The sequence below is a fragment of the Brevibacillus sp. genome (assembly GCF_003521185.1).
GTDB lineage: Bacteria > Bacillota > Bacilli > Brevibacillales > Brevibacillaceae > Brevibacillus > Brevibacillus parabrevis.
Window position 1 is genome coordinate 379 of the sequence record NZ_DOTK01000059.1, and the last position, 26,543, is coordinate 26,921.

General features: G+C 53.2%; 25 protein-coding genes. 19 read left to right on the forward strand and 6 right to left on the reverse strand.

All coding sequences use genetic code 11. The annotated features are described in order from the left end of the window. Positions 1-187 precede the first annotated feature (187 nt). The 3 genes from DEP07_RS18125 to DEP07_RS18135 form a co-directional block, all read right to left on the reverse strand. A complete protein-coding gene (locus DEP07_RS18125) occupies positions 188-1,027 on the reverse strand; it encodes a DNA alkylation repair protein (protein WP_174769221.1) in 840 nt (279 codons plus the stop codon). Between the two features lie 25 nt (positions 1,028-1,052). Continuing rightward, positions 1,053-1,721, reverse strand: coding sequence for a peroxiredoxin-like family protein (locus tag DEP07_RS18130; RefSeq protein ID WP_242774574.1), 669 nt, complete (start codon positions 1,719-1,721; stop codon positions 1,053-1,055). Between the two features lie 81 nt (positions 1,722-1,802). After that, the gene (locus tag DEP07_RS18135) at positions 1,803-2,507 is read right to left on the reverse strand and encodes a Crp/Fnr family transcriptional regulator (protein ID WP_122964650.1); all 705 of its coding nucleotides are present in this window, start codon (positions 2,505-2,507) and stop codon (positions 1,803-1,805) included. Positions 2,508-2,747: 240 nt separating this feature from the next. Here DEP07_RS18135 and DEP07_RS18140 point away from each other — a divergent pair, with 240 nt between their 5' ends. The 3 genes from DEP07_RS18140 (at position 2,748) to DEP07_RS18150 (ending at position 4,990) form a co-directional block, all read left to right on the forward strand. After that, positions 2,748-3,062 carry a hypothetical protein gene (locus DEP07_RS18140; RefSeq protein ID WP_122964651.1) on the forward strand — a complete coding sequence of 105 codons (315 nt, stop codon included), beginning with the start codon at positions 2,748-2,750 and terminating at the stop codon, positions 3,060-3,062. 509 nt (positions 3,063-3,571) lie between these two features. Next, a complete protein-coding gene (locus DEP07_RS18145) occupies positions 3,572-4,342 on the forward strand; it encodes a 3-hydroxyacyl-CoA dehydrogenase (RefSeq protein WP_281869739.1) in 771 nt (256 codons plus the stop codon). 84 nt (positions 4,343-4,426) lie between these two features. After that, positions 4,427-4,990 carry a MarR family winged helix-turn-helix transcriptional regulator gene (locus tag DEP07_RS18150; protein WP_274875379.1) on the forward strand — a complete coding sequence of 188 codons (564 nt, stop codon included), beginning with the start codon at positions 4,427-4,429 and terminating at the stop codon, positions 4,988-4,990. A 489-nt stretch (positions 4,991-5,479) separates the two neighbouring features. On the opposite strand, the gene DEP07_RS18160 is transcribed toward DEP07_RS18150, so the two are convergent. Next, positions 5,480-8,095, reverse strand: a complete 2,616-nt coding sequence (locus tag DEP07_RS18160) for a LuxR C-terminal-related transcriptional regulator (protein WP_287102847.1) — start codon at positions 8,093-8,095, stop codon at positions 5,480-5,482. A gap of 197 nt (positions 8,096-8,292) precedes the next feature. On the opposite strand from DEP07_RS18160, the gene DEP07_RS18165 reads away from it, so the two are divergent. Then, positions 8,293-9,366 carry a CapA family protein gene (locus DEP07_RS18165; protein ID WP_287102848.1) on the forward strand — a complete coding sequence of 358 codons (1,074 nt, stop codon included), beginning with the start codon at positions 8,293-8,295 and terminating at the stop codon, positions 9,364-9,366. 48 nt (positions 9,367-9,414) lie between these two features. Here the strand turns inward: DEP07_RS18165 and DEP07_RS18170 are convergent, their stop codons facing one another. After that, positions 9,415-9,843, reverse strand: a complete 429-nt coding sequence (locus DEP07_RS18170; protein ID WP_122964656.1) for a GNAT family N-acetyltransferase — start codon at positions 9,841-9,843, stop codon at positions 9,415-9,417. Positions 9,844-9,968: 125 nt separating this feature from the next. Here DEP07_RS18170 and DEP07_RS18175 point away from each other — a divergent pair, with 125 nt between their 5' ends. From DEP07_RS18175 to DEP07_RS18220, 10 genes are all read left to right on the forward strand, one after another. Further along, on the forward strand, positions 9,969-11,354 hold the full coding sequence (locus tag DEP07_RS18175) for an aminotransferase-like domain-containing protein (RefSeq protein WP_287102849.1): 1,386 nt from the start codon (positions 9,969-9,971) through the stop codon (positions 11,352-11,354). 57 nt (positions 11,355-11,411) lie between these two features. Then, entirely contained in the window at positions 11,412-12,335 is a 924-nt protein-coding gene (locus DEP07_RS18180) for a phosphotransferase family protein (protein WP_287102850.1), read from the forward strand. 354 nt (positions 12,336-12,689) lie between these two features. Next, positions 12,690-12,905 carry a YezD family protein gene (locus DEP07_RS18185; RefSeq protein ID WP_063229984.1) on the forward strand — a complete coding sequence of 72 codons (216 nt, stop codon included), beginning with the start codon at positions 12,690-12,692 and terminating at the stop codon, positions 12,903-12,905. Between the two features lie 55 nt (positions 12,906-12,960). Continuing rightward, positions 12,961-13,242 carry a DUF2325 domain-containing protein gene (locus DEP07_RS18190; RefSeq protein WP_063229985.1) on the forward strand — a complete coding sequence of 94 codons (282 nt, stop codon included), beginning with the start codon at positions 12,961-12,963 and terminating at the stop codon, positions 13,240-13,242. Between the two features lie 279 nt (positions 13,243-13,521). Beyond that, the gene (locus tag DEP07_RS18195; RefSeq protein ID WP_287102851.1) at positions 13,522-15,156 is read left to right on the forward strand and encodes a peptide ABC transporter substrate-binding protein; all 1,635 of its coding nucleotides are present in this window, start codon (positions 13,522-13,524) and stop codon (positions 15,154-15,156) included. A 67-nt stretch (positions 15,157-15,223) separates the two neighbouring features. Then, positions 15,224-16,117 (forward strand): serine hydrolase, encoded by an 894-nt coding sequence (locus DEP07_RS18200; RefSeq protein ID WP_287102852.1) that lies wholly within the window; start codon positions 15,224-15,226, stop codon positions 16,115-16,117. Between the two features lie 3 nt (positions 16,118-16,120). After that, positions 16,121-17,551 carry a serine hydrolase gene (locus DEP07_RS18205; protein ID WP_287102853.1) on the forward strand — a complete coding sequence of 477 codons (1,431 nt, stop codon included), beginning with the start codon at positions 16,121-16,123 and terminating at the stop codon, positions 17,549-17,551. 156 nt (positions 17,552-17,707) lie between these two features. Continuing rightward, entirely contained in the window at positions 17,708-18,004 is a 297-nt protein-coding gene (locus DEP07_RS18210) for a hypothetical protein (protein WP_287102854.1), read from the forward strand. A 133-nt stretch (positions 18,005-18,137) separates the two neighbouring features. Next, the gene (locus DEP07_RS18215) at positions 18,138-18,629 is read left to right on the forward strand and encodes a hypothetical protein (RefSeq protein WP_287102855.1); all 492 of its coding nucleotides are present in this window, start codon (positions 18,138-18,140) and stop codon (positions 18,627-18,629) included. Between the two features lie 82 nt (positions 18,630-18,711). Beyond that, complete coding sequence (locus DEP07_RS18220; protein ID WP_287102856.1) at positions 18,712-19,392, forward strand: hypothetical protein; 681 nt, start codon at positions 18,712-18,714, stop codon at positions 19,390-19,392. Positions 19,393-19,659: 267 nt separating this feature from the next. On the opposite strand, the gene DEP07_RS18225 is transcribed toward DEP07_RS18220, so the two are convergent. After that, positions 19,660-20,844 (reverse strand): NupC/NupG family nucleoside CNT transporter, encoded by a 1,185-nt coding sequence (locus tag DEP07_RS18225; protein ID WP_122964661.1) that lies wholly within the window; start codon positions 20,842-20,844, stop codon positions 19,660-19,662. 261 nt (positions 20,845-21,105) lie between these two features. Here DEP07_RS18225 and DEP07_RS18230 point away from each other — a divergent pair, with 261 nt between their 5' ends. From DEP07_RS18230 to DEP07_RS18250, 5 genes are all read left to right on the forward strand, one after another. After that, positions 21,106-21,864: a TrmB family transcriptional regulator gene (locus tag DEP07_RS18230; RefSeq protein WP_122964662.1), complete on the forward strand. Its 759-nt coding sequence runs from the start codon at positions 21,106-21,108 to the stop codon at positions 21,862-21,864. A gap of 190 nt (positions 21,865-22,054) precedes the next feature. Further along, positions 22,055-22,516, forward strand: coding sequence for a RidA family protein (locus tag DEP07_RS18235; protein WP_122964663.1), 462 nt, complete (start codon positions 22,055-22,057; stop codon positions 22,514-22,516). A 37-nt stretch (positions 22,517-22,553) separates the two neighbouring features. Continuing rightward, the gene (locus DEP07_RS18240) at positions 22,554-23,207 is read left to right on the forward strand and encodes a helix-turn-helix transcriptional regulator (RefSeq protein WP_122964664.1); all 654 of its coding nucleotides are present in this window, start codon (positions 22,554-22,556) and stop codon (positions 23,205-23,207) included. A 6-nt stretch (positions 23,208-23,213) separates the two neighbouring features. Beyond that, positions 23,214-24,257 (forward strand): dipeptidase, encoded by a 1,044-nt coding sequence (locus DEP07_RS18245; RefSeq protein ID WP_274874263.1) that lies wholly within the window; start codon positions 23,214-23,216, stop codon positions 24,255-24,257. A gap of 31 nt (positions 24,258-24,288) precedes the next feature. Then, positions 24,289-26,445, forward strand: a complete 2,157-nt coding sequence (locus DEP07_RS18250; RefSeq protein WP_287102857.1) for a CocE/NonD family hydrolase — start codon at positions 24,289-24,291, stop codon at positions 26,443-26,445. The last annotated feature ends 98 nt before the right edge of the window (positions 26,446-26,543 follow it).

The window sequence follows — 26,543 nt, forward strand, 5'->3', positions numbered from 1 at the left end:
TTTTTCCCCGGAGCCGTGCAGTCTAAGCCCCCAGGGGGTATCCCAAGAAGCTACAGCGATTCGTCTCTTTCCTCGCTTCACCTGAAGTACCGATGACGTAACCTACAAAGCATTACCCCAAGCAAGCTTTTTGCATTGGTATTTTTTTGAAACTCCCGATGACGCAATCTACAAAGCATCCCCCATCCTAGCCCTTCATACTTCTTTGCGCCCTCGCCACGATCCGCTTGGTCGCTTTCTCATCGGATGCATCCAGCCACGCGCGGCATACTTGAACGACCCAATCCGGCTGCGACTTGGCTGCGTCATTTAACCAATTGGCAACCGAATCCTGGACATACTTGGATGGATCGGCTTTCAACGGCGCCAAAAGGGGAAGCCCCCATTCGGGATTCTCCTTCAACTCCGCAATATGCTTGGCCCAAACGCCGCGCGGACGGGTCAATTCAACGGCGAAACGGCGGAGATTGGCATTCGGTTCCTGTACCCAAGCGCCCAGCAGGCGGATGGCTAGTTTCAGCTGTTGGGAAGCAGAGTCTCGGACAGCCATCCATGCGATTTCGCGGACGCCGAAGTGGCTATCGGCGGCAAACGGGCGAATGAGCGCCAGTTTTTGCTCCAGTTCCAACTGATCCAACCCCACGATGTAAGCTGCCCAACAGCGCACGCTATCTGACGGATGCGCCGCCAAGCGTTGGAACAGTTGTGTACGCTCCTCGCCAGTCTTTTGACGGAACACCTCTAGCCATTCGACCGCAATGGCGGGGATGACTTTCATCGTCGGCTGCCCCGCGATCCGTTCCAGCGCGGATAACATCGCGTCAGCATGCTGCTGCAACTGAAGCTCAACCAGGATGTGCCTAAGCAGTTGCAAATGATCGACTGCCAACCACTCTGTCAAATTGACACTCTCGATTCGTCCGCCATTCAATAAAACGAGCACATCCGGGAGAATGTCGCCAGCTTTTCTGGCTCCTTTCCGATTCAGCACCCTTTCTGAAATCGAAGCCATTTCGTCGAATGTCATAGCATAGCCGCCTCCGTAATCGTGATTACCAATCGTTTCGTGAAGTCAGCAAATCCAATACGTGGGAAGGCTCCAGCCTCTGCTTGTAGTCAGCTTCGACGTGAGCCAGACGAATCATGTTCTCACGGTCGATCACATATGTCGCGGGCACAGGCAACTTCCACGAAGAATCGCCATGATACTCGTCGAGAGAAATGCCAAGAGACTGGTAACTTCCCCGTAGCGCTTCCGGAAGCTCGAATACGAGATGGTAGCGGGCTGCGACTTCATTGCGAGGATCGCTCAAAAGCGGAAATCCAAGTTCGTTATTTGCCTTCATGCTGGCTGAATAGGTCGGCGTTTGCGGACTGATCGCCACAAGTTGCGCTCCTGCCTCCGCAAAAAGTGCTGACGCTTGTTGATAAGCCCGCAACGCAATATTGCAAAACGGGCACCAGACGCCGCGATAAAACAAAAGAACGACGGGGCCATTGACCGTCAGTTCAGACAAAGTCATGCTGGCACCGTTTTGATCCGTCAGCGAAAAGTCTGGTGCCTGTGCTCCGGCTTTCAAGCCAGCAGCACCAGCGGATGCCTTTACTTGCTGGATTGACTGCTCGAACATCTTGACCATTTCAGCGGGCAAGTTTTGCTCCATCTGCGCGGTAGCACGATCCAATTCTGTTTGCAAAGAAGCCAGTGGCCTGTTTTCCATCTCGTTCTCTCTCCGTTTCGTCCTGTCATTCAACTCTTCTTCATCATAAGAGAAGCACGAATGGAAAAGATGTAATGCAGTTCACAAGCTGTCATCCTGAGCGAGTTTTTGTGCCGCCCGGAGAATGTCGCGGTGGACGGTCACTGTACGGAACCCGGTGCGGAGCATGCCCGCCTCCGCAAGCTCTTTCAACGCTACAGACACGGCTTCTCTTGAAGCCCCTACCAGGTGGGCAATTTCCTGATGGGAGAGGGGCATGTCGATTCGGCTGTAATCGTCGCCATCGTCCTGAACCCCGAACCGTTCGGAAAGCTCCGCCAGAACGTGGATAATTTTGTCGTGCAGCTTTCTGAGAGCAAGGCTTTGCGCGAGACTGCTCATGTGCGACAAGCGCTCACTCATTACTTTGATCATATTCAGCATGAAACGTGGCCGACGAAGAAGATAACTCTCGAAGCGCTCCTTGTCCATCACGCAAATATCGCTTTCCTCGACCGTCTCGATAAACAGGCCGCGCGTCCCTAGCGAAATATCCCCCATCTCGCCAAAGATGTTCCCCTCGCGCAAAATATCCAAAGTAAATTGCTTGCCTTCCTCATTGAGCCGATACAAACGCACTTTCCCTCGCTTCACAAAGTACAGCCCCTCCGTGAACGTGTCGGGCGTTTGAATGAATGTATATTTCGGAAAAGTCGTAATCGAGGTCAGCTCGTCCATTTCGATCAGGTCTTCGCTGGAAAGGGAACGCAACAAATTGAACTGCGACAAATATTGAATGCGATCCATAGTTCCTCCCGGGTTGGAAAAATAGCGTTGGGCACACTTTTGCGGCCAACGAGCAGTTCGTGCATATGCCCATCATACAACAAAATAGGGTCGGACTACTTTCTCCTGATTCCACACAGCATCTCCGTCAGCCTGTCCAGGAAAATAGCGCGGATTGATTTCTTATCTTTCTATATTTGATTATAATTAGATATAATTAATGTTGTTTAGTTATGTTCCGTGTGGAGGTTTGAGAGGGAAATGCTGACCGCACAAGATCAAACAGAGAAGCTGTGGGAGATGGCCAGACGGATGGAGCCGCACCTGATTCGTCATCAGGCGAATATGGACAAGCTGCTGAGTTTGCTCATGGTACACGAGCTGGTCCGCAATCGTGCGCAAAATGCCGAGGTGGCCGCCGCGGCTGGCGGAGACGGGCAGGCAGAGCATAAAACTGCTGATGTGCCCGGTGAAAAAGAGCATGAGCAACTATGGGATGAACTGTGCCGCCAAGAGAGCTACGAAGCAAAGGTCGCGCAAGCCATCGTTCATCTCGTTGAGCAAATTGCGCCGTAATTCGGCAGCTTGACAGTGCCCGCCAACTACAGTCTGCTGGAAGCCGAGTCACGGCATTGTTTTGGCCAAGAACAAACAAAACCCCGAAGAAAGGGCAGTCGCCTTTTGCGGGGTTATTTGTGCATCCTGTTTATTTGACTCTTCGCTGATTCAGTTCGCTGAGCGTGTCCCAAATAGATAAGGCCAGACAAAGCGTTGCTTGGGCATGGGCAACACTTCCGCAGCTTTTTTCTGAATGGCTTTGACGACACCGTGAAAGACTGCTTGTGTTTTTCTCAGCCGCTTTGCTGCACGCCAATGACCACAGCTGCTGGCCTGTGCGCTGAGCGGAAGGAAGGGCGGTTCGTGTCCATTTATCGGACGAAAACTGTCTCACGAGTGTCCGAACGGCTTGGACACAAGGACAGTTTCGGTAACCCGAAGCAAGGGCTGGCAGCGCTTTTCGCGGCTGGTACTCAACTTGCATTTATTTATCCTGAATGTCGATTTGCAGGAAGGGGGAGAATGGCGTGGACATTCGGGATGTGGTTGCCATTGTAACGGGTGGAGCTTCCGGGTTGGGGGAAGCCACTGTGAGGAATGTGGTAGAGCACGGAGGAAGAGTAGCCATTCTTGATCAGGACCTCGAACGGGGGTACGCCCTGGCAAATGAGCTGGGACGCGATCACGCCCTGTTCGTACAGACGGATGTGACGAGCGAAGCGAGCGTGCGGGAGGCGATCGAGCGCACGGCGGGAGCTTTCGGCACGATTCACGCCGCAGTCAATTGCGCAGGAATGGTTCTGGGGCAAAAGACGCTGTCCAGAAACGGCCCTCATTCCTTGGAGACATTCAGCAAAGTCGTGCAAGTGAACCTGATCGGCACGTTTAATGTCGTGCGAATGGCAGTCGAGCAGATGGCAGGCAACGAGCCAGCCAAAACGGGCGAACGCGGCGTGATCGTCAATACAGCGTCTATCGCTGCTTTTGACGGGCAGGTCGGACAAGTGGCTTACAGCGCTGCAAAGGGCGGGATTGTTGGCATGACCTTGCCGTTGGCGAGGGACTTGGCTCCGTATGGAATCAGGGTGATGACGATCGCTCCTGGTTTGTTTGACACGCCGATGTACGACAAGCTGCCCCGCGCCATAAAAGACGTGTTGGGAGCGACTGTGCCTTTTCCACCGAGATTGGGCCAGCCCGACGAGTACGCCAAGCTGGTGAACAGCATCATTACGAACCCGATGCTGAATGGAGAGACAATCCGGCTGGACGGGGCGATTCGGATGCAACCGAAATAAGCCGATCGAGCCTGTCTGGTCTACTGAAAATGAGTTTGGAAAATTTGGTTGACACGAAAAGCAGTTAGGCACCATACTACGTGCATGAACAACGAACCGAAAAACAAGCATGACTTCGACTCTGCTCCTTCGCTTGACCAGACGAAGCGACAGCTTGCGCGCTACAGTCTGGACGTAGACGCACAGGCAGTTCTCGTAGCCGCGCGACTGATGGAGGCGGGAGCGAAACTCGGCAGCGCAGCGGAGATTCACTTTGGCCGCTTCGGCTTGTCAACCGGGCGCTATCGGCTTTTGGCGGAGCTGGAAACCAACGACGGAGAGCTGCTGCCTTCGCAATTGGCAGACAATCTCGGCGTCACCCGCGCTACGGTGACGGGCCTGATTGACGTGCTGGAGCGCGATGGACTCGTCTCCCGGCGAAAAAGCATGCAGGATGGACGCCAAAAAGCGGTTGTTTTGACCGAAGCGGGTGCGAGCAAGCTGAGGGACATGGCGCCTGAGCATTTCATGCGGCTGGAAGCGATGGTCAGTTCCCTTTCGCTGGAGGAGCGCAGCGTATTTCTGTCCCTGCTTGGTCGCGTGACAGAAGGCATCTCGGCACTGACAGATGAAAAGAAAGACGTGCAAGCAAACAGCAAGAAAAGGTAAAGACGGGCTAGGAAAACTAGCCCATTTTCACAGGTATATAGTTAGGAGCCTAATTATATATTCAAAAAACAAGGAAGAAGTTCATTCATGGGAGTGAATCATCGGGCAAAGACAGCGGCTGTCGCTGAGACGAGGACGGATCGCCCCAAGGCAAGGCGAAATCGTTTGTGCTGTGGCGGGAAGTCATGATGGCGTATTTGTCTCCGGCAGTCATGGCGGGATGGCTGGCTCGCCACAGCAGATAAAGGCTTGCAGATCGGAGCGCTGACCACAAGCGGGGGTACCTCGCCCTCGCGGCTTTGCTCGTTGGATTATGGCTGCTCGCGAAAGGGGCGGAAGATGGCTGGATCACTCGCACCCGACAAAGCGACACTCAAACAGGCTTTCATGCAATCAGTAATTTCCTTGAAACTCCCGACTATCCCCAAAAGAAAAAAGACCCCGCCCACAAAACCGTGGCGAAGCCTTTTCTCATCCTAAAGCTCAGCTTTATAACATAGTGCTTGTCGGCGCCTCCAAAAGCGAGATTTCCTGTGCCCGGAGCAGCGCTTGGGTACGGTTTTCCACACCGAGTTTCCCGTAAATCCGGTGCAGGTACACTTTGACCGTACCGACCGTGTTGCCCAGCTCTTCGGCAATTTGCTTGTTGGACGCCCCTTGGCCGAGCATGGACAAAATGATCATTTCCTTGCCTGTCAACGGCTCTGGAAGCGGCGAGAATGAGCTGCCATGCGCTCTTGCCCGCTTTTTCGGGAAAAGCTCAAGCAACTGCTGCACATAGTCGGGAGAAATGACCGGAGGAGCTTGCTCCGTCCTGGAGTTTTCCCGCTGCTGGTAAGCGCTGAGCAAGCTGTGCATAGCCAGACCCTCATCCAAAAAGCTGCGTACATACAAGTTTTTCGCCCCGATGACAAGGGCCTCGTGCAGATGTGCCAACGCCTCGCGCTTATTGCCTTGCTGCTGGAGCGCCATCGCTTGCAGATTGGCGATTTCTACCTGGCTGCCTAACAGTCCCTCCCTGACGCCAATTTGCTTCAAAGGGGCAAGAATCTTGAGCGCATCTGCCTCCTGCTGTTTGGCGAGCAGCAGCCGGACATAGGCCAACTGCTCCAGCTCTTTATGAATACTGGGTTTGTGAAAAGTGGAGCGGGGCAGCTTGGCAAGCTCTGCCTCGGCCCAGGCCACATCTTCTTCCCTGAGTGCGATGTACGCCTGAAAAGCGCGCAACGGACTGATCCAGTACAGCTGCGACCACCCCGTGACAATCTCCATCGCTTCCTGGACAAGCCTTCGCGCTTCCTTGAAATCCTGGTTCGCCAGCAAGTGCCGGGCATGAGTCAGTACATACGGAACATAAAGTCCGGGAATTTTTTGCTGTAGCGCTACAGGCGCGATTTTTTGCAAAAACGCGAAGCTTTCTTCGAGCTTGTTCTCCTCGTAAAGCCCTTCCGCCAGCGCCTGGACGACGTATTTGTTGATCAAGGAGTCCTGCCAGCCGTGCGCCTCCAAAATGGCGGAAAACTGCTTGCCGACCAGCTCTGTTTCCTCGGACAGCATCCCTTTCAAGCCGAATCGCGTCCTGCGGATGAACGGCTCGGTCGTGTTGTAGTTCAGATGATAAAACAACGGGTTTTGCGGCAAGTCCTCCTGCAATTGGGACGAGCTGGCTACCCAGCTTGCGAAATCGCCGTTGGCAAAGACGAGATTGGCCCGGACAAAAAACAGGCCGCTGGCAAACTGTTCGCGCTCCGCGGATGGGGGCATGCTCTGGCAGTCTTTTTCCAGAAGGTCAAGCTCAGCTTGGGCAAGACTGGTCTGATCGCAAGCGATTAGCAAAAAGACGTAGAGCAGCCTGAGCAGCGGCGGCATATTTTGTCCGTGATCCGGGATGCTCGTAAGCGCGCGCAGCAAGGTGAAAAATTCGCCGCGCGAAAGCCACGTCGGGAAGTGCTGCGCAAGCAACTGCACGGCGAGCGGGTAATCGCAAGCGCAAATCGCATGCTCGATGGCTTCGTCCAGAAATCCGCGCGCAGCAAAGCTCTCGCTGGCAAGCTTGTGCAGCTCGTAAGCTTTGCCAGGGTAAGTCAGCTCCAGTTGGCTGCGCAAAAAATCGGCAAACAAATGATGGTAGCGATACCAAGTCTGATCGTCGTCGAGGGGAAACAAAAATATATTTTGTCTGTACAGCTCAGCCAAAACTTGCTGACTGCCCGTCATGCCGACCAGCGCGTTGCATACGTGGGCGTCCAGCCGCGACAGCACGGAGGTCAGCAACAGGAAATCGCGCGTCGATTGGGGCAGCTGCACCAGCACTTCGTGAAACAAATAGTCGGAGATGTCGCGGTGTGCCCCCGTAAATTTGGCAAAAAACCGCTCGTGGTTCCCGGAGGTGGAAAGCGAAATCGCAGCGAGTTGCAGCCCGGCGACCCAGCCTTCTGTGCTGGCGACGAGACTGGCGATTTGCTCCTCGGAAAGCAGCAAGCCATGCACCTGCTGACAAAAGCTGAACGCCTCGGCTTGATCGAACAACAGCTGCTGTGGCGTCAGATGAACAAGCTCGCTCCGAAGACGCCATTTTGCCGTTGAAAAGGGCAAGGCACTGCGGCTGGCGATGTACACATGGCAGTTGCCTGGCAAATATTCAATAAAGTAAGCGAGACTGTCGTGGATCGCGCTTTCCGAAATCACATGGTAGTCATCGAGAATGATCGCCAGCGGCTGGTGAATCGTTGTCGCCAGCTCATTGAGCAGCGAGTCTATAAACGAAAAAATCGAAGTATGAGAGGTTGCCTTCATGGAGTTTTCCATGTTCTCCGCCAGATGCGGGGAAGAGGCATTTGTCAGCATATGCACGATATAGCGCCAAAACCGGACGAGATCGTTGTCTTTCTCATCGAGCGAAAGCCACGCCAGCTGCCCGCTGAAATCGTGCGCCCATTGGCAAAGCAGCGTTGTCTTTCCGTAGCCCGCCGGTGCGTTTACAAACGTGAGCCGGCACTGTAGCCCATTGTTCATTTGTTCCAGCAGATGACTTCTCTTTACACTGTCGAAGCGATAGGCAGGGACCGCTGTTTTCGTTTTCAACATAACGGATGGTTGACCCATTTTTCCTCCTTTCCATTCTTTGCAGCGTAAAAGGTATGTCCTTATTATACTAGCGAAAACAGCACGCTTCGACATGGAAAAAAGTCTCGTCAAATGAGGGCGAGAAATGATGGCAAGTCCGAAGACACGCTTCAACACTCTTTTTGCCCCAAGCCTTCTACAATGAGCATAAAAAAGCAAGAGGGCGTGTGAGGCGGATGGGAATTGTTCGTTGGAGCGGTGCGGCTGCTGTGGCCGTTGCTGCGTTGGTGCTCGCGGTCAGCAGTGCAAGTCCGCCGACCATCCATGCGACAGGTGCGGACGCGAAGCAAGAGGAGACGGCGGAGGAAATCCGGATTGCGTTTGTGGGAGACATCATTTTGGATAAAAGCGTGGGGGTGCAAATCGGACGGCACGGGGTAGACTATCCGTTTCAAAAAACAGGGGAGTTTCTGCGACAAGCTGATCTCGCCATCGCCAATCTGGAGACGCCTGTCAGCACACGCGGCAAGCCGGAGAAAAAAGAATTTACGTATCGCGCCCAGCCCAGCGCACTGAACGGACTGAAAAATGCCGGCATCGACGTAGTCAATCTGGCTAACAACCACACGCTCGATTACGGCGTAGACGCTTTGCTGGACACATTCGGACATTTGGACAAGCAGCAAATCGGCTACGTGGGCGCAGGCAAAAACGAAGCGGAAGCATTTGCGCCGCAGATCCAGACGATCAAGGGCAAGCGAGTGGCAGTGATCGGCCTGAGCCACGTGCTGCCCAATTATCGCTGGTACGCGGGCAAAAACAAGCCGGGACTTGCTCACGCCTACTCCTACGAACCGATGCTGTCCTATGTGAAGCAGGCGGTTGCCCAGTCGGATATTACGATTGCGGTGATGCACTGGAACCTGGAGTACAAGGACACGCCTGAGCCGTATGCGCGCGAGCTGGCGAAAAAGCTGATCGACAACGGCGTGGACGCGATCGTCGGCTCACACAGCCATTCCGTGATGGGCGTCGAATTTTACAAGCAAGTCCCGATCTACTACAGCGTCGGCAACTTTGTGTTTACGACCTCGTACAACACGAAAGGACGCGAAGCGATGATGGTAGAGCTTGCTTTTAAAGAGAAAGAAACCAGCTCCCGCGTCATTCCTGTGAAAATCGTGAATGGACAGCCCGCGGAGCAGGACAGTCAAGGCAAACAGCGCATGATCGACAAGCTGAACCGGATTTCGTTCGGGGCAAGCATTGAACGGGACGGTCAAGTCAGGCAAACGGCAAAAATCCGTTGAGGAGCATATCCCCACGGATTTTTTTGTTGGCGGAACACGCTTTTGCCATTACGAGAGCGGCATCGGTACTTCTGCCATTCTACGCATCATCTCTTTGCGGACGAAGCCGTATTTTTCGTACAGCCCATGGGCATCCCGCGTTGCCAGCGTCATGTTTGTATGGCGAATAGCCGGGTGCTGCACCATGACCTCCATCAGCCATTTGCCCAGCCCTTTTCCGCGGTGGGCGGGATCGATGAAGACGTCGCACACCCAAGAAAAAGTCGCGTAATCGGTGACGACCCGGACAAACCCGGCCTGTCCGCTCTCGTGATACACTCCGAAACAGAGCGATTGCGAAATGGCTTTGACGATCATTTCTCTCGGACGCTCGCCAGCCCAGTAGGTCGTAGACAGCCAGGCAAAAATTTGCTCTTCGTCGAGCAGCTTCGGATCATCACTGATTGTGTAAGGCAATTCGGGGTGCTTCCATTCCATCTGTTGCTCATCCTTTCTCCTGTTTACTGACTGACTTACGATTCACTATACTGTAAGGAACAACCAGGGAGAAACGAGGAAAAAGGGCATCTGTACCCACACAGATGGAGAGCGGGTGGACAAGGGTGGAGAAAAAATACGAGGCGCTCAAGCAACAGCTCAAACAACAGTTGCTGACGGGCAAAATACGCCCCGGAGAAAAGCTGCCGTCGATCCGTACAGCCTCCGAGCGGTGGAATTGCAGTACGAATACAGCGATCCGGGCGTATCAGGAGCTGGAAAAAGAGCATCTCGTGTACGCAGTGCAAAAAAGCGGCTATTACGCGGTGCTGCGCCCGCAGGCCGTCACGCGAACGGGAGCGGGACAGGGACAAATCGATTTTTCCGCGGCCAGTCCAGACCCGGAAGTCATGCCGTATAAAGACTTCCAGCATTGCCTGAACCGGGCGATTGAACTGTACGAGGATCAGCTGTTCACTTATTGCGATCCGCAAGGCTTTTACTCTTTGCGCCGGGAGCTGGAGAAGCATTTGGCCCATTCGCAAGTTTTCGCGCAGCCGTCCATGATTTGCGTCGTTTCCGGCTCGCAGCAAGCGCTGCACCTCTTGTCGTCCATGCCTTTTCCCAATGGAAAAAGCGCCGTCCTGGTCGAGCAGCCTACTTTTCACGGCATGGTTCGCACCTTGCAACTGCTTGGTGTCACGACATACGGCATCGGGCGGACGACGGCAGGCATCGATCTGGACGAGCTGGAGCAGCAGTTTCGCAGCAAGCCGATCAAATTTTTTTATACGATGCCGCGCTTTCACAATCCGCTAGGGACAAGCTACGGAGCCGAGGAGAAAAGGCAAATCGCCAGGCTGGCGGAGCGCTACGGGGTATTTGTGGTGGAGGATGACTATTTGGCGGATATGGAGACGAGCGCGAAGGCCGATCCGCTCTACAGCTACGATCTGTCAGGGCACGTCATTTACGTGAAAAGCTTTTCCAAAATCATGTTGCCCGGACTGCGCCTGGCTGCTGTCGTCTTGCCGCCAGCGGTCATGGAGACATTTCGCCTGCATAAAGCTTCGGCGGACTCCAGCACGTCCGTTTTGTCCCAGGCTGCTCTGGAGCTGTATTTGAACTCGGGGATGTACGATCATCATGCCGCGATGGTCAGAGAGCGCTATCGGACGAGGATGGATGCACTTGCCGCAGCTTGCCGCCGCCACCTGGACCCAAGCATTCAGTGTCCGGCTGCCCACGGCGGAATTTTTACCACAATCGTTCTGCCGAAAGAGCTGGATGCCCACGACGTGATCGCTGCTTTGCACCAGCAGCACGTCTCTGTGCGCTCGACGGACCAAAACTATTTGTCAGGCTTTGGCCGGGACAACGGATTGCGCCTTAGCATCATCCAGACAGACACAGACAAGATCGAGCAAGGAATAGCGCTGATGGCCGAGGCGTGCCGCAAGCTTTTGCAAAAGCGCAAGCAGGAAGTAGCCTGGCGGATACGGCCAGACTGATTGACAGCGACACTAGATGGCTCTTTTTCCGAAGAGCGGACAGGAGGACGAACAAACATGACTCAAGCAAACAAGCTGGACAAATGGGGAGAGCTGGCAGGAAAAATCGAACCTTGCGGGAAGCTGCTTCGCGCCTGGGAGCTTGTCGGCGGCGTCTCGGCGACGGTGACAGCGCTAGAGCTGGAGTGTGCGGACGGGACGCGCAAAAAAATGGTTGTGCGGCAACACGGCGCAGCAGATCGCGAGCGCAATCCACAGATCGCCTCCGACGAATACAAGCTGCTGCAACTGTTGCAGGAAGCGCATATTCCTGCGCCGCAGCCGCTCCATCTGGAAGCATCGGCAACTATTTTTGCCTCGCCGTGCCTTGTCACGACATTCGTCGAGGGACAGACAGGCTTCCAACCAGCCAATCTGTCCGCTTATTTGTCCCAACTGGCAGAGGTGCTTGCCCGTATCCACCGGATCGACCCTGAACAAAAAGCCAGTACCTTTTTGCCGCGTCAGACCGATTGGGTAGCGGATACGCTTCGCAAAACACCGGAAAAGCTGGACGACTCGCTGGACGAGGGGCTGATTCGCGAGCTGCTGGGCACTGTCTGGCCCTTGGCGCGAAAAAATCGCGATGTCTTGTTGCACGGAGATTTTTGGCCAGGCAATACAATGTGGCTGGATGGCCGTCTGACTGCCGTACTCGACTGGGAAGATGCGGCTGTGGGCGATCCGCTCGCAGATGTGGGCAATGCCCGGCTGGAGCTGCTTTGGGCGTTTGGCAGCGAAGCGATGGACACCTTTACAGCATTTTATCGGGAGAGGATGCCTGATCTCGACTATACGGACTTGGCGTACTGGGATTTGTACGCAGCGCTGCGGCCAGCTTCCAGCCTTGGCAATTGGGGACTGGATCAAGCGACAGAGCAAAGGATGCGTGAGCGGCACAAACAGTTTGTACAGCAAGCTACGGAACGGCGGCACATTTAATCTGGCTTGCGCAGACGAAATCAGAACATTGGGGCATTGACCGATGGAATGGGTCTGTGATAATCTCTAATCATAAGTAAATACATCGGATTTTAGTGAATAGCTGATCGGACTTCCGAAAGCTCCCGCGCAGACAAGACCATGTCGGCATCGTCGGGAGCCTTTCGCTATATGAACAGGAGGAGGGTAACGCTGCTATCGTTTCAAAAGGACATGACCTCTCGAAAAGTCGGTGTCGTCGCTGCTGGACAACAGAAGGCTTTCGAGAGGTAACATTAGGCCACAAAACATACTAAATAGGTATGAATAATAAACATTTAGTTTTTCACAACATAACCAGGGAGGCGTGAGCGAATGGCGAAGAAAGAGAATGCCCTGAATGAACAACTGTGGGAGAAAATCGAGCGAGCCTTGGACAGTTTGGAATTTGGTTCCATCCATATCGTGGTTCACGATTCGCAGGTGGTTCAGATCGAGCGGACAGAAAAATACCGACTCCCTGCCAAAAAAGAGAAAGAAGAAGGACAGACAACTCAGAACAGACCGTTGTTGAATCGGACGCACGGCTAGGCGACGGACTGACAAAACAGACGAGAATGGGAGATTAGAGAGGAGGAGCTTTCATATGGCAGGCGTTCTTGTAGTTGGAGGAGATCGGGTAGGAGAAATCGAGAGCTTGTTGCAGGATAAAGGATTTCGGAATGTATATCACGTATCTGGACGAAAAAAGTCGGACGTGAAGGCGACGATTCCTGCCGATACGGAGCTGGTTCTCGTCTTTATCAACTTTGTCAGTCACAGTCTCAGCAAAAATATTAAAAAGCTGGCGAAGCAAAAGCACGTGCCGATCGTTTTTTGCCGGAGATCGTGTGATGCCGTCGCCATGTATCAGCCAGCGATTGGCTAGGCAAAATGAATATTCGTGAGTGAATAGAAGTATTCAACGTTGAATACTTCTTTTTTGCGTGTTCATCAGGCGAAAAAATGGGCAGGCTGATCGTGTGAGCCATCTTTTTGCTGCTGGACAGCTTTATGCAGCATTTTGTCAGGATGAGTCGAAGGCCCATGTATGCAGCAGTGAATAAGCAGGCTGGATCAAGCTTGGCAGAAACAGCTGGCACACAATTTGCAGAATATTTATACAGAAGTTAGAAGTGAACTGAACTGAACAAAGATGGGGGTAAGCATGAAACGACCAGTCGTCATTACAAGTCTCTTGGTTTTGCTCTCGGGATTGTTCGCAGGTTGCAGCAACAGTGACAGCACGAATCAGCCTGCTGCCGATTCCACGCAACAGTCCCAGCCAGCGCCGTCGCAGCCGGCCGCCACCCAAATTTTGTACATGAACGCCTCAGAACCGGAGACGTTGGACTCCGGCATGTCGAATGACGTGATCTCCGGCGCTTTTATCCGCTCGCTGTACGACTCGCTCGTCAGGCTGGACAAGGATGGCAAGCCAGTCAATTCTGTCGCCTCGGACATCAAGCTGTCGGATGACAAAAAAGTGTATACATTCACGTTGCGCGCAAGCAAGTGGAGCAACGGCGATCCGGTGACAGCGAACGACTTTGCCTTCGCCTGGCTGCGCGTGCTCAACCCGAAGACGGCGAGCGGCTCCGCTTACAAATACTATCCGATCAAAAACGCCCGCGCTTTTTTCGAAGGAAAGGCAAAGGCGGAGGACGTAGGCATCAAGGTGCTGGATGAAAAGACATTGCAAGTCACTCTGGAAAATCCGACGCCGTATTTTCTGACGCTCGCCACCTTTTACTATCCGGTCAACCAGAAAGTTGTCGAGGCCAATCCCGACTGGGCGAAAAAGCCGGAAACCATCGTCACGAACGGGCCGTTCAAGCTGGCGAACTGGGAGCATAAAAACAAGATCGAGCTGGCGAAAAACGACCAGTATTGGGACAAGGATGTCGTGAAGCTGGACGAAATCGAGTTTTCCATGATTGAAGATACGAATACAGAGCTGGAGCTGTTCAACAGCGGGGAGCTGGACTGGGCGGGCGGCCCGATCAGCGGATTGCCTGCGGACGCCATCGGACCGTTGCGCGATGAAGGCAAGCTGCAAACGATGGAACGCGCCACCAACTACTACTTGCTGTTCCAGACTGAAAAGCCGCCGTTCACGAACGCGAAGATTCGCAAGGCGTTTGCCTACGCGATCAACCGAAAAGATATTGCCGACAACATCGGCCAGGCCGGACAGACGCCGTTGATGGGCTTTGTGCCGCTCTCCGCCTCGCTGAAACCGGATGGCTACTTCAAGGATAATGACGGGGAGACGGCGAAACAGTTATTGGCAGAAGGCATGCGGGAACTGAACCTCGCCAAGCTGCCAGAGATCACATATTTGTACAACACATCCGACCTCAACAAAAAGATTGCCGAAGCACTGCAAGCCCAATGGAAGCAGGTGCTCGGCGTGGACGTCAAGCTGCTCAACAAAGAGTTGAAGGTCATGTTCGACGATCAGGAGCACGGCAAATACATGATTTCCCGCACAGGCTGGACAGGCGACTACAACGACTCCGTCAACTTTTTGGAGCTGATGATGGAAAAGTACAGCTCCAACAACTCGACCTTTTGGCACAACGAGCGCTACGTAGAGCTGGTGAAAAAGGCGTACGCCGAGCCGGATGAAGCGAAGCGCAATCAATATTTGGTCGAGGCGGAGAGCATTTTGATGGAAGAAATGCCAGTCACGGGCGTGTACAGCAGCGTCAACTCCTGGGTACAAAATGACAAGGTCAAAGGCATCACGGTGGACCCGCTAGGCTACATCGACTTCAAATGGGGCTACAAAGAGCAATAAGACAGAGATGGCCGACACCCGCATGCATGTGTGTTGGCTGTTTCCATAAAAAGGAGGAGGCATGCTTATGGCTTGGCAAAAGGCATTGGATGAAGCGCTCAAGGATGCGCCAGGAGTGTTTGGGGTAGCGGCATTGCACGTGGAGACGAAAGAGGAGGCCGGGCATCTGGATGACGAGCTGTTTCAACTGGCGAGCGCATTCAAAATTCCGATTCTCGTCACCTTGATGCGCGAAGTCGAAGCGGGACGGGTCGCGCTCGACCAGCGGATCGCCTCGCAAAAAGAAAACCGCGTGCCAGGCTCGGGAATTTTGCAGGAGCTGGACGCAGGCGCAGCCCTTACCGTAAAAGACTTGGCGACCTTGATGACGATTGTCAGCGACAACTACGCGACAGATTTGGTCATCGAGCTGATCGGCGGCATCGACAAGGTAGAGGCCCATATGCATGAGCTGGGGCTGGAACAGATTCATTTGCGGCACACTTGCTGGCAATTGCTCAACCACTGTGTCGGGATGAATGAGCCTGCTCCGTCTGCGGCTGGCTACGACGAATACGAGCGCCGGGAAGAGACAGGCGATTATGAAATCGTTCACGATGTCTCCCTGCCGACGCGGGACAACAACGTGGCTACGCCGCGCGACCTCAACCGCTTGCTTGCGATGATCGAACGAAAAGAAATTTTGACGCCTGCCTCCTGTGAGCTCATGCTGGACATTTTGCGCCGCCAACAGTTCAACAGCCGCCTGCCGTATTTGCTGCCGGAAGGAACGAAGGTCGCACACAAAACCGGAACAGTCAATGCGGTGGTCAATGACGCGGGAATCATTTACTTGCCTGAGGATAAAGGAGCAATTGCGATTACGGTATTGTCGCGGGCCGTGACGGAAAAGCCGGCGGCAGAGCTGGCGATTGCCCGCATCGCACGGGCGATTTACGACCAGGCGCTGGGAGGCAGATGAAAAGTGGACGAACAGATGAAAATGTTTGAGGAGTACGCCAGGCTGTTGCTTGAAGAAGCGCAGGCGCCAGGGGCGGCAATCGGGGTCGCGCGCGGAGGAAAGCTGTTGTACCAAAAGACGTTCGGCTACCGCAACAGGGAGGAACAGCTGCCGCTTTCGCTCGATACCGTGTTTGGCATCGCCTCGATTACGAAGTCGTTTACGTGTGTGGCGATCATGCAGTTGCAAGAGGCAGGCAAACTGTCCGTCCACGATCCGGTCATCCGCTATTTGCCGGAGTTTCGCACGGGCGATGACGAGTTGACCAAGCGAATTACCATCCACCATTTCATGACGCACACGCCTGGGATGGCGCCGATGCCTTATTTGGACGGAGCGATGAAGCGCAGCATGGAACAAGACCCTGCGATCATCGGGACAGAAGCGGAAGAAGAGCTGAAGACCGTGCCCTATCTGGATACGTATGAAGAAGTATTGCAAGCGATCGCCGGGTTTGAAGGAAAGCCGCTCAGCGAACCGGGAGAAGCGTTCAGCTACAACAACGACGCCTACGGCTTGCTTGGGGCGATCATCGAGCGGACGAGCGGCCAGACTTACGAGCAGTATGTGAAGCAGCACATTTTGCAGCCGCTTGGCATGCAGCGGACGGTTTTTGCCGTGGAGGAGCTTGCGGACAAGGACGACGTGACCGTTTTGTACACGAACAAAAAAGTCGACGGAAACAACGAGGTGATCGCCGCCCCGTACTGGCATGACGCTCCCGCCATGCGCGCCGCAGGCTTTCTCAAATCGACCGTAAACGATTTGCTGCGTTACCTGCAAATTTTTCGCCCGGATGCCGAGAACAATCGTGCGAACATTTTGTCTTCGGACAGTATCCGGCAAATGCTCGCGCCACACGCCCGCTGTGATGGGCATCGCTCTTACGGCTACGGTTTGATGGTATCTCCGGCTTTTCCCGAAGGCTTGATGCTGGAGCACGGTGGTTCGCTCAAAGGGATCAGCTCGCACATTTTTTCCGTTCCGTCGATGGAACTGACTGGAGTAGTGCTGGCAAACCTCGATGGCGTATCTGTCCGCGAACTGGTCGTGGCGCTCTTGAATACGCTTGCGCAAAGACCGCCAGCGGCGCCGCTGTACACGTATGCCCCGTACGAACTGGCGAATGATCAGTTGTCCGAGTACGTCGGGAGCTATCGATCTGCGGAATGGCTGAACACCGTGATCGAGAAGCGGGAAGGGAAGCTGCAACTTTTGGTGGACGGTCTTGCTTATCCGCTCACTCCGGTTGACAAGGACAGCTTCGTTTTCAAAAGGCGGGATTCCACCGTCTGGATCGACTTTTTCCGCGATCGGGAAGGCAAGGTCGTGAGAATGAGCTACGCCTTGCGTCAATTGACGAAAGCTTCCGACAAAGCAGAGGGAGAAAAATAGTCGAGCGAAAGATAGGCATGCCGAGCGGGCTGCCTGTCTTTTTTGTCTTTGTCCAATATTTTCGTCTGTAAAAAAGGGGAAATACATTTAGCGAAATTTTCTTTTTGTTGGAAAAAATATGGGTAAATGCAAGGTGGACGCAATGAGTGACGAAGAGTGGGTTTCGGTCAGGGAGAGATGGCTGTCGCCGCTTGGTGCGGCTATCGGGGAAATCGTGGAGCTGCATATGGAGACATGCTTTCTTTTGGAGAGCCAGTATTCGGCTATTACAGCAGTATCAAGAGCATCAGCGTTATGGGGATTCACGTTTTGCTCACAGAAGCGGTTGACCACTTGTTCGCGAAGGAAGGCGAGGATTCCAAGTATTTGCAAGCACTGTCCAGGGAGTCGTACATATGGGGCGAGAGATGGGCCAGAGGGAAGTGCTGCTCGAAGCTAAAGCTTTACAGTTAAAAGACTTATAACCATATGGAAGTGCAAAGTTACCTACAGCATGTGGTACCAATATAAAATTTGCAACTTGAATAATATGGTAAATGAACTATAATTAAAATTGTAAATATTTGTAAATGGAGGTTAAAATTATATGAAAAGATTATTGCTTGCTTTATTCACTCTGGTTATAATGACCGTAATGCCGTTTTCGGCATTTGCTGTTGAGGAGGAAATTATCAGCACGCCGGGTCAATTTAACCTAATTCAGCAGCCCTTGGAAGGTGTACCACAAGCCAAAGCCGGAGGAATAGGCGGTTTCGGAACAATTAAATGTTATCCTGAGCTGGTTGGTCCTGGCCTGGCGTATTGTAATTGGACCTTGGACATATCCAAAAGCGGCGACGTTATCTCAGGTTTTAGCGTGTACATCACTATTAATGATAGTAACGGCAAGCTGGTACATCAGGAACCAATTGCTAAAAAGCTGACGGGTACTCTCTATTCAAAATATCACGACCAAATAGACTTCCAAGGACTTTCCCCGGGTACATATACTGCAACAGTGCATGGGACCGTTGCGGGTGTATCATCTGGTTTCGTGATCGCACCAGTTAAATCGGCATCGTTTAAAATACCGCTTTAATAAAGAAACAGGGGCAGTTTAGATCGGTCAATCTGATCTAGGTTGCCTTTTGCTTCTCTTACCAATAAGGAGGGCATAATATATGGATTGGCTGATAGAGATACCGTTCCCCACTAGAGAGAATCGGGTAGAAACAAACGTCGACTTTTCATTCAAGAAATTGGAGTCAAGTGGGCTCCAGGAACCTCCCGATTTTATCCATGATATCGTCCTGCAATGGGCCATCGCCCCTTTTGTTGTTCATGAGCATACTGCTTATCGAATTCCGGCCCATGACGATCCCGAGATAGAAGAGTATGCTTCCGTCAATTTCACAAGCCTGTTTACTAAAGTTCGTGGAATATACACGAAAGGAAAGCTGGAGGAAATCAGGCTGGAGGACTTAAAGCCAAACATAAAAAGATCTTTTATCGAATCGGTCATAAATACAAGTAAGATTGATCCTCTGGTAAGGGATTTTTATCTGCGGAGAGAATGTGAGCGTAGTAACCAGCTAAAAGTAAAGCTGTTCCAAATAGATAGCACTTCCTTTATCGAGCAGACTACCTACCGTGCCCAACCGGATCACAAAAAGCTCTGGGACTTTATTAATAAACCATTCAAAACGAGTGACGAGGTCACCATATCCCCCATGAACTGGGTGCTCAGTGACGGCCTGCTAGAATCCCCCTTTCTCGTATTTCTCTCTCGCTATGCGAGTGAGGTTGTTTTAACGGTGAGCGAAAAAGATCGGAATGTTACTATGGTTTCATTTAAAGAGTAATCAGGGCACACAACTGTTCGACGTAACCAATTATTGCCCAGTTGCGCCCAATATGTTCTAATTTGTACTATGTACCAAATGGGAATTGTGTTCTCTACTAAACGTTTTTCAACTAGGGGTATCGCCAGTCAAATAACGTAAACCCCGAGCTAATACGGTTTTTACCAAAACAAAAGTCGGTTTTCCTATTCTCAGGATTACCGACTTTTTGGTTTTTTGTATTCAGTTATCGTCTTCCAGTAGCGTAAACTAACCAACAGCGATCGTTTACAGAAAAACACCAATGATCGTTGCCGACAACACAGATGCCAGCGTCGAGCCGAGCAAAAGCTTCAAGCCGAACTTGGCTACGAGGTCGCCCTGCTTTTCGTTGAGTGCCCGCACCGATCCGGTGATGATGCCGATAGAGCCGAAGTTGGCGAAGCTGACGAGAAAGACCGAGACGATGCCAACCGTTTTGGGCGACAGGCTGCTGGCGATTTCCTTGAAGTTCAGCATCGCGACGAACTCGTTGGTCACGATTTTGGTCGCCATGATGCTTCCCGCCGAAACGATCTCCGCCTGGGGAACGCCCATCAAAAAAGCAACCGGAGCGAATATGTAGCCGAGAACTTCCTGGAAAGAAATCCGGAAGATGAGCAAGAACAGCTCGTTGACCAGATTCATCAGGGCGATGAAGCCAATCAGCATCGCGCCGACGATGACCGCGATTTTCAGGCCGTCGACAATGCTTTCGCTGATCATCTGGAAGAACGCAGGTTTTTCGGTTTCCTCCACAGGCTCGATCAAATCTTCCTCTTTCGTCAAAGTGTACGGGTTGATAATATTGGCGACAATCAGCGCCGACAAAATGTTGACGACGATGGCGACGACGACGTATTTCGGTTCCAGCATGGTCATGTAGGCGCCGACGATGGCGATGCTCACCGCGCTCATGGCAGAGGTGCACAGCGTATAGAGCCGTTTGCTGGACACGAGGCCGAGCTGCTTTTTCGTCGTCAAAAACACTTCCGATTGTCCGAGAAAAGCCGAGGAGACAGCGATGTAGTTTTCCAGTCGGCCCATGCCGTTCAGCTTGCTGAGGACAAATCCTGTGAAGCGGATCAACAGCGGCAAGATTTTAAAGTGGTTCAAAATCCCGATCAATACCGAGATGAAAATGATCGGGAGCAGCACATCGAGAAAGAACGTGGACATTCCGGCGTTTTCCAGTCCCCCGAAGACGAAGTCGACTCCGCTGATACCGAGCTTCATCAGCGTATCAAACACTTTGGAGATAAACAAAATCAACTCAATCCCGACGCCGGTATTCAGCAAGAGGAAGGCCAACACCAGCTGGGCGATCATCATGGCGATGATCGGCCGAAGCCGGATCGCTTTGCGATTGTGACTGAACGCATAGCCCAAGCCTGCTACGAACAAAAATCCTGTGAACAAAAAAACGACATTCATTGCTACTTTCTGCCTCCCATTACTACCTAGTCTCTCATGCTGCCCGAGGTGCATGTCCCTTTCACAAGCGGCGTTCCAAACGCTTTGCAAGAGAAGTGCAACGATTGTGAATTTTAGTTACTACCTATGGAGTAACTTGTAACCTGTTACAGATTACATGGAAGCCAAGCGCCTGTCAATTCAGGGACGGTCATTGGATTTGCTTGCTTCTATGCTTTATCATAGGAAATAAATAACCAGATGATACGGGCAGGAGGAAGCATGTTACAAAAATTTGGTTTTTCGCAGTATGAGAGCAAAGTTTTTGAAGCGCTGGTTTCGAGCGAGGAGCCGCTTGACGCCACGAAAATCGTCCGAATTTCCGGCGTGCCCAAGGCGAAAATATACGAAGTGCTGTCGCGCATGATTGAAAAAGGCATGGTGCTCGATTCGGTTTCCGAAAAGAAAAAGCTGTACAGCGCACTGCCTCTTGCGCTTGCGATTGAAAAGCTGACAGCGGAATTTCAGGACAACATCAAGCAATTGAAAATTCAGTCCAGGAAAAAAGCTTACTCCGAGGATCTCGTCTGGAGCCTGAAAGTCGACAGCTCGATTCGGGTGCAGAGCAAGCAACTTATCAAAGAAGCGAAAAGCTCGATCCGCATCTCGGCATGGAAAGACGATCTCGTCGAGTATTTGCCGATCCTGGAGGAAAAGGAAGCAGAGGGCGTGGACGTAGAAGTGCTTGTCGTCGGATCGCTGAAGCCGAACATTGCCAAGGTGCACACCTTGATTCCGGCGGACGAGCATCATACATTGGAGCGGTTTCGCCTGTTGATCATCGACGAGCGCGAAGTGATTTTTGCCTGTGAGGAAAACCAGTCCTGGCAAGCGATCAAGACGATGGCGAAGCCTTTTGTCAAAGTGTTTACGGAATTTTTCTACCACGATCTCGCGCTGGCGAAGATCAGCAGGAAGCACTACGACCTGATGATGAATGACGAAGAGATCAGAAGCATCCTGATGCAACTGCGCTATTGACTGATTTTCACGATACGACGACTTGCGAGCCGGACACGCTTGGAAAAAAGTGTGTCTGGCTGTTTTGTGTGTTTCTCTTTTAAAAAATTAATCAACTTCTAAAAAATTGTTGAAATCAAAGTGGTCAGAATAGTATGGTTAAAGCAGCAACAGGTCTTGCTGACTTTTCATTCATTCAAGGGGTGAGGACATGTCGAGGATCGAACAGCGGTTGAAGGAATTGGGCTACACATTGCCGCCACCGCCACCGCGGATGGCGAATTACGTCTCGTGTGTGCAGACGGGCAATCTGGTGTACACCTCGGGAGCGGGGTGCTACGTGGACGGCAAGCCGCTTTATTTGGGCAGACTGGGAACAGACGTGACGATCGAGCAAGGATACGAAGCCGCGAAAATTACGGCGCTCAATTTGCTCGCCTTGCTCAAATCCGAGTTGGGCGATCTGGACCGGATCACGCGGATCGTCAAGCTGTTTGCGCTGGTGAGTAGCGCCCCGGATTTTTACGAGCAGCCGCAAGTGATTAATGGCGCGTCCGATTTTTTCATCGAAGTGTTGGGCGAGGCAGGCCAGCATGCGCGGGCAGCTGCCGGAACTTCTGTGCTTCCTTTCAATAATCCGATAGAGATTGAGCTGATTGTCGAAGTCAGCTGACACAAGCAACACAGCAGAAAGAAACGAGGCTCTGTTCATGACGAGACACATTCATCCGATTTTAGCCAGCTATATTCCTGTCGCGGAAGGCTTGGCGAAGACGTTGGGGCAGCATTGTGAAGTCGTGCTGCACGATTTGACAGACATATCTTCTTCGATCATTGCGATCTACAACGGCCATGTCAGCGGGCGGGAGGTCGGCTCCCCGGTCACCAATCTGGCGCTGCAAGCTTTGCGCACAGCCAAGACGAGCCAGGAGGACTACGATCTCAACTACCGCAACGACACGATCAAGGGAAAGCAGATCAAGTCCAGCTCGCTGTACATCAAGGACGAAACCGGGCAAATTATCGGCAGCCTGTGCCTGAATATGGACTTGACGCACATTGCCATCGCGCAGGCGGCCTTAAACGACATGATGGCGTTCGCGGACAAAGCCGAGGAAGGGCGGGCCGCGGAAAAGTTCGCACCGACGGTCACCAGTCTGATGGAGCAAATGATCGACGATTGCCTGAAAAAGACCGGAAAACCGATTGCCCTGATGCAAAAGGAAGAGAAGATTCAATTCATCCATTTGCTCGACGAAGTAGGGCTGTTTTTGATCAAGGGAGCCGTGCAGCACGTGGCGGATTTGCTGGATGTCACCAAGTACACGATCTACAACTATTTGGACAAAAAAGACGGGAGATGAGCGGGAATGGCAGATGCGACTTTGCAGCAGGCACGCAGCTTTCACGATGGCGTCCATGTGCTGGACGGACATTTTGACTTGCTGATGGATGTAGAAATTCAGCGCGGCTACGGCCGGACGAAGCTGATCGAGACAGAATACTTGCCGCGGTTTCAGGCAGGCGGGGTGCATTCCGTCGTGGCGGCCGTCTTTGTGGAAGATGCGTTTGTGCCGGAAATGGCGTTGCGCAAAGCGCTCAATCAGGTGAGTGCCTTGCACGCGGAAGTGGCGGAATCTCCGGACTATTTGGTCATCGCCAAAAACGGACAAGACTTGCTCGCGGCAAGGCAGGAAGGAAAAGTTTCGTTTGTTCTCTCCCTGGAGGGCGCCGAGCCGCTGTACAACGATCTGAGCATGCTGCGCATTTTTTACGAGCTGGGCGTACGGATGATGGGACTTACCTGGAGTCGGCGAAATTTTGCCGCAGATGGCAGCTTTTTCGCCCCTGTGCGTGAAGGGAGAAAAGGCGGTCTGACCGACTTTGGCGTTGCCCTGATTGAAGAGGCGGAGCGCTTGGGCGTCCTCATCGACGTCAGCCATTTGAACGACGAAGGATTTTGGGACGTGATCGAAGTGGCCCGCAAGCCGATCATTGCTTCTCATTCCAACTGCCGCAGCCTGGTGCCGACCATGCGCAACCTGACGGACGAACAGATCACGGCGATTGCCGAAAAGGGCGGGTTGATCGGCTTGAATGCGTTCAGCATGTTTACGGCAAACAGCGGAGCCGAAGCGACGCTTGAGCGGCTGATCGACCACGTCGACCATATGAAGAAGCTCGTCGGCAGCAAGCATATCGGCATCGGACTTGACCTGTGCGACGATTTGACCAAGTACATTCCGCTCGACCGCATCGCGAAAACGACAGAGATGCCTTTTGATGTCGTAAAAGGCCACGCGTCGATTCCGCTGATTACGCGCGAGCTGATGATCAGGGGCTACAAGGACGAAGAGATTGAGGACATTCTCGGCAAAAACTATTTGCGCGTCTATCAGAAAGCGTGGAGATAAATTCCGTTTTGTAGAAAAGAGGAGAGCTACGATGGAGAACAAGCAACCGTCTGGACAAGTTTTTGGCTATTATCAATCAGGCGTTCACATCGCTGATTTGCTTTTGGGAAAAGAGCGAGTGTGGCATCGGCCTACAGGTTGGGAGTCGGAAGAAAAGGCAGAGAGAAGCTTCGAACTGCTCGCCGAAGACAAAGCGGTCTACGAACTGCCTGTGTACGAGCTGAGCCGCAGGCTTGGCGAGTGGAATGCGCTCGACTGGTCGGCTGTCGAGGAGATGCATCCGCCTGGTGGCGGCTGCTACCAGCGGCATGAGCGAGTCGAAGGGACGCTCTCTGGCGGGCGGGAGCACAAGCAGGCGTGGGTGTGGGCGCTGCGCGGCGGAGCGATGCCGATCGACCTGATCGTGTGCGACAACGAGGTCATCGCATTCGTCTTGACTGGCAGGGGAGACAGTGTGGTACTCGTGCAGGAAGGCTGGGAAAGCATGACGCCGCTTGTGCTGTGGCAAGATGCGCAGCTTTCTGCCGCGCGCTACGGCGTCAAGCATCTGGGCAGGCACGACGTAGCCATGCGCGATGGCATCAAGCTGGCGACAGAAGTGTGGATTCCAGCTGGATTGCAGCCGGGCGAACGGGTGCCGACCATTTTGCTGCGGACGCCATACGGCCGGATGGACGCGATTTTTCGCCGTCTGCCATTCGTCGCGCGCGGCTACGCATTGGTCGTACAGGACACGCGAGGGCGGGAAGACTCCGAGGGCGAATGGATTCCGCTGGTGCATGAGCGCGAAGACGGAGACGACACGCTCAACTGGATCGCCGCACAACCATGGTCGGACGGGGCGATCGGCATGCTCGGAGGTTCGTACGTAGGCTATGTGCAATGGGCGGCAGCAGCGAGCGGCAACCCGCACTTGAAGGCGATTTTCAGCTACGTAACCGTCGGCACGCCGTACATCGACATTCCGCGAAAAGGCGGGACGATTCTCACGGGGCTATCGTGGATTTTCATGATGGCCGAAAAGCGCCGAAATGTCGCTGCCCTCAGCCGAGATGACTGGAGCGAAGTGCTGAAAGTCCGCCCGATCAAGGAAATTCCGCAAAAAGTGCTCGGGAAAGAAATCCCGTTCTGGACAAAATGGATGGAGCATCCCGATGGCGACGATTTTTGGGCGCGTTCCGACTGGAAGCAGTTTGCCGATCAGGTAAAAGTGCCTGCGTTTCTCGTATCCGGCTGGTACGACGACAACGGAATGGGCACAAGCGAGGCGTGGGAGGTCGTGTCCCAGAACATGCCAGAGCACACCCGGATGATTCTCGGCCCGTGGTACCACAAAGCCAATACGACGCGCGAGATTCATCACGTGCCATTTGGAAACAACGCGATTCGCTACGATTTGGACGTGACGCAGCTGCGCTGGTTTGACCGCTATTTGAAAGGCATCGAAAACGGCGTGGAACACGAGCCGCGCGTCCAGTATTACATGGTTGGCGAAAACGAATGGAAGACGTCCTCGGCGTGGCCGCCAGCAGAGGCGCAGCAAACGGCGTTTTATTTGAGCAGCCATGGACAGGCGAATACGAGTGCGGGAGATGGTGCCCTGACGCTTGCGACTCCCGGCGAGCAACCAGCGGATACGTACTTGTTCGATCCGCTAGATGCCGCGCCGTACTTGCTTGATTTGTCCGAGAACGAAAACTGCGTGCCGGAAAACTACGCCGAGGTAGAGAAACGTCAAGACGTGCTTGTCTACACATCGGAGCCTTTGCAGGAAGCGGTCGCCATTGCCGGGGAAATCTCTGCCGTCCTGTACGCAGCCAGCTCGGCCCGCGATACGGATTGGCTCGTGCGACTGAGCGACGTGGACGAAGCGGGCAACTCGATTCGCCTGTCGGATGGAATCATTTGCGCCCGCTACCGCCATTCGTTTTCCGAACCGCAGCTGCTCGAACCGGGGCAGATCGAACGCTACGAAATCCGCATGGGCAAAATCGCCAACGTTTTTCAAAAGGGCCACAGAATCCGGGTCGCGGTCACATCCGGTGCGGAAAACTTCTCGTTCCCGAATCCAAACACGGGAGGGAACCTGGCGACGGAAACCGAGACGGTGGTCGCCACGCAGCACATTTACCATGATGAACAGCATCCGAGCCACATTCGTCTGCCTTTGCTGCCTGTGAATCAATAAAGGCTCGCGTGGGATTCAAGCAAAACTAGCACAAGCACATCCAGAAGACAGCGGCTGCCAAATTCGTTTGGCAGTCTTTTTTTGGTGCGCCACGCATG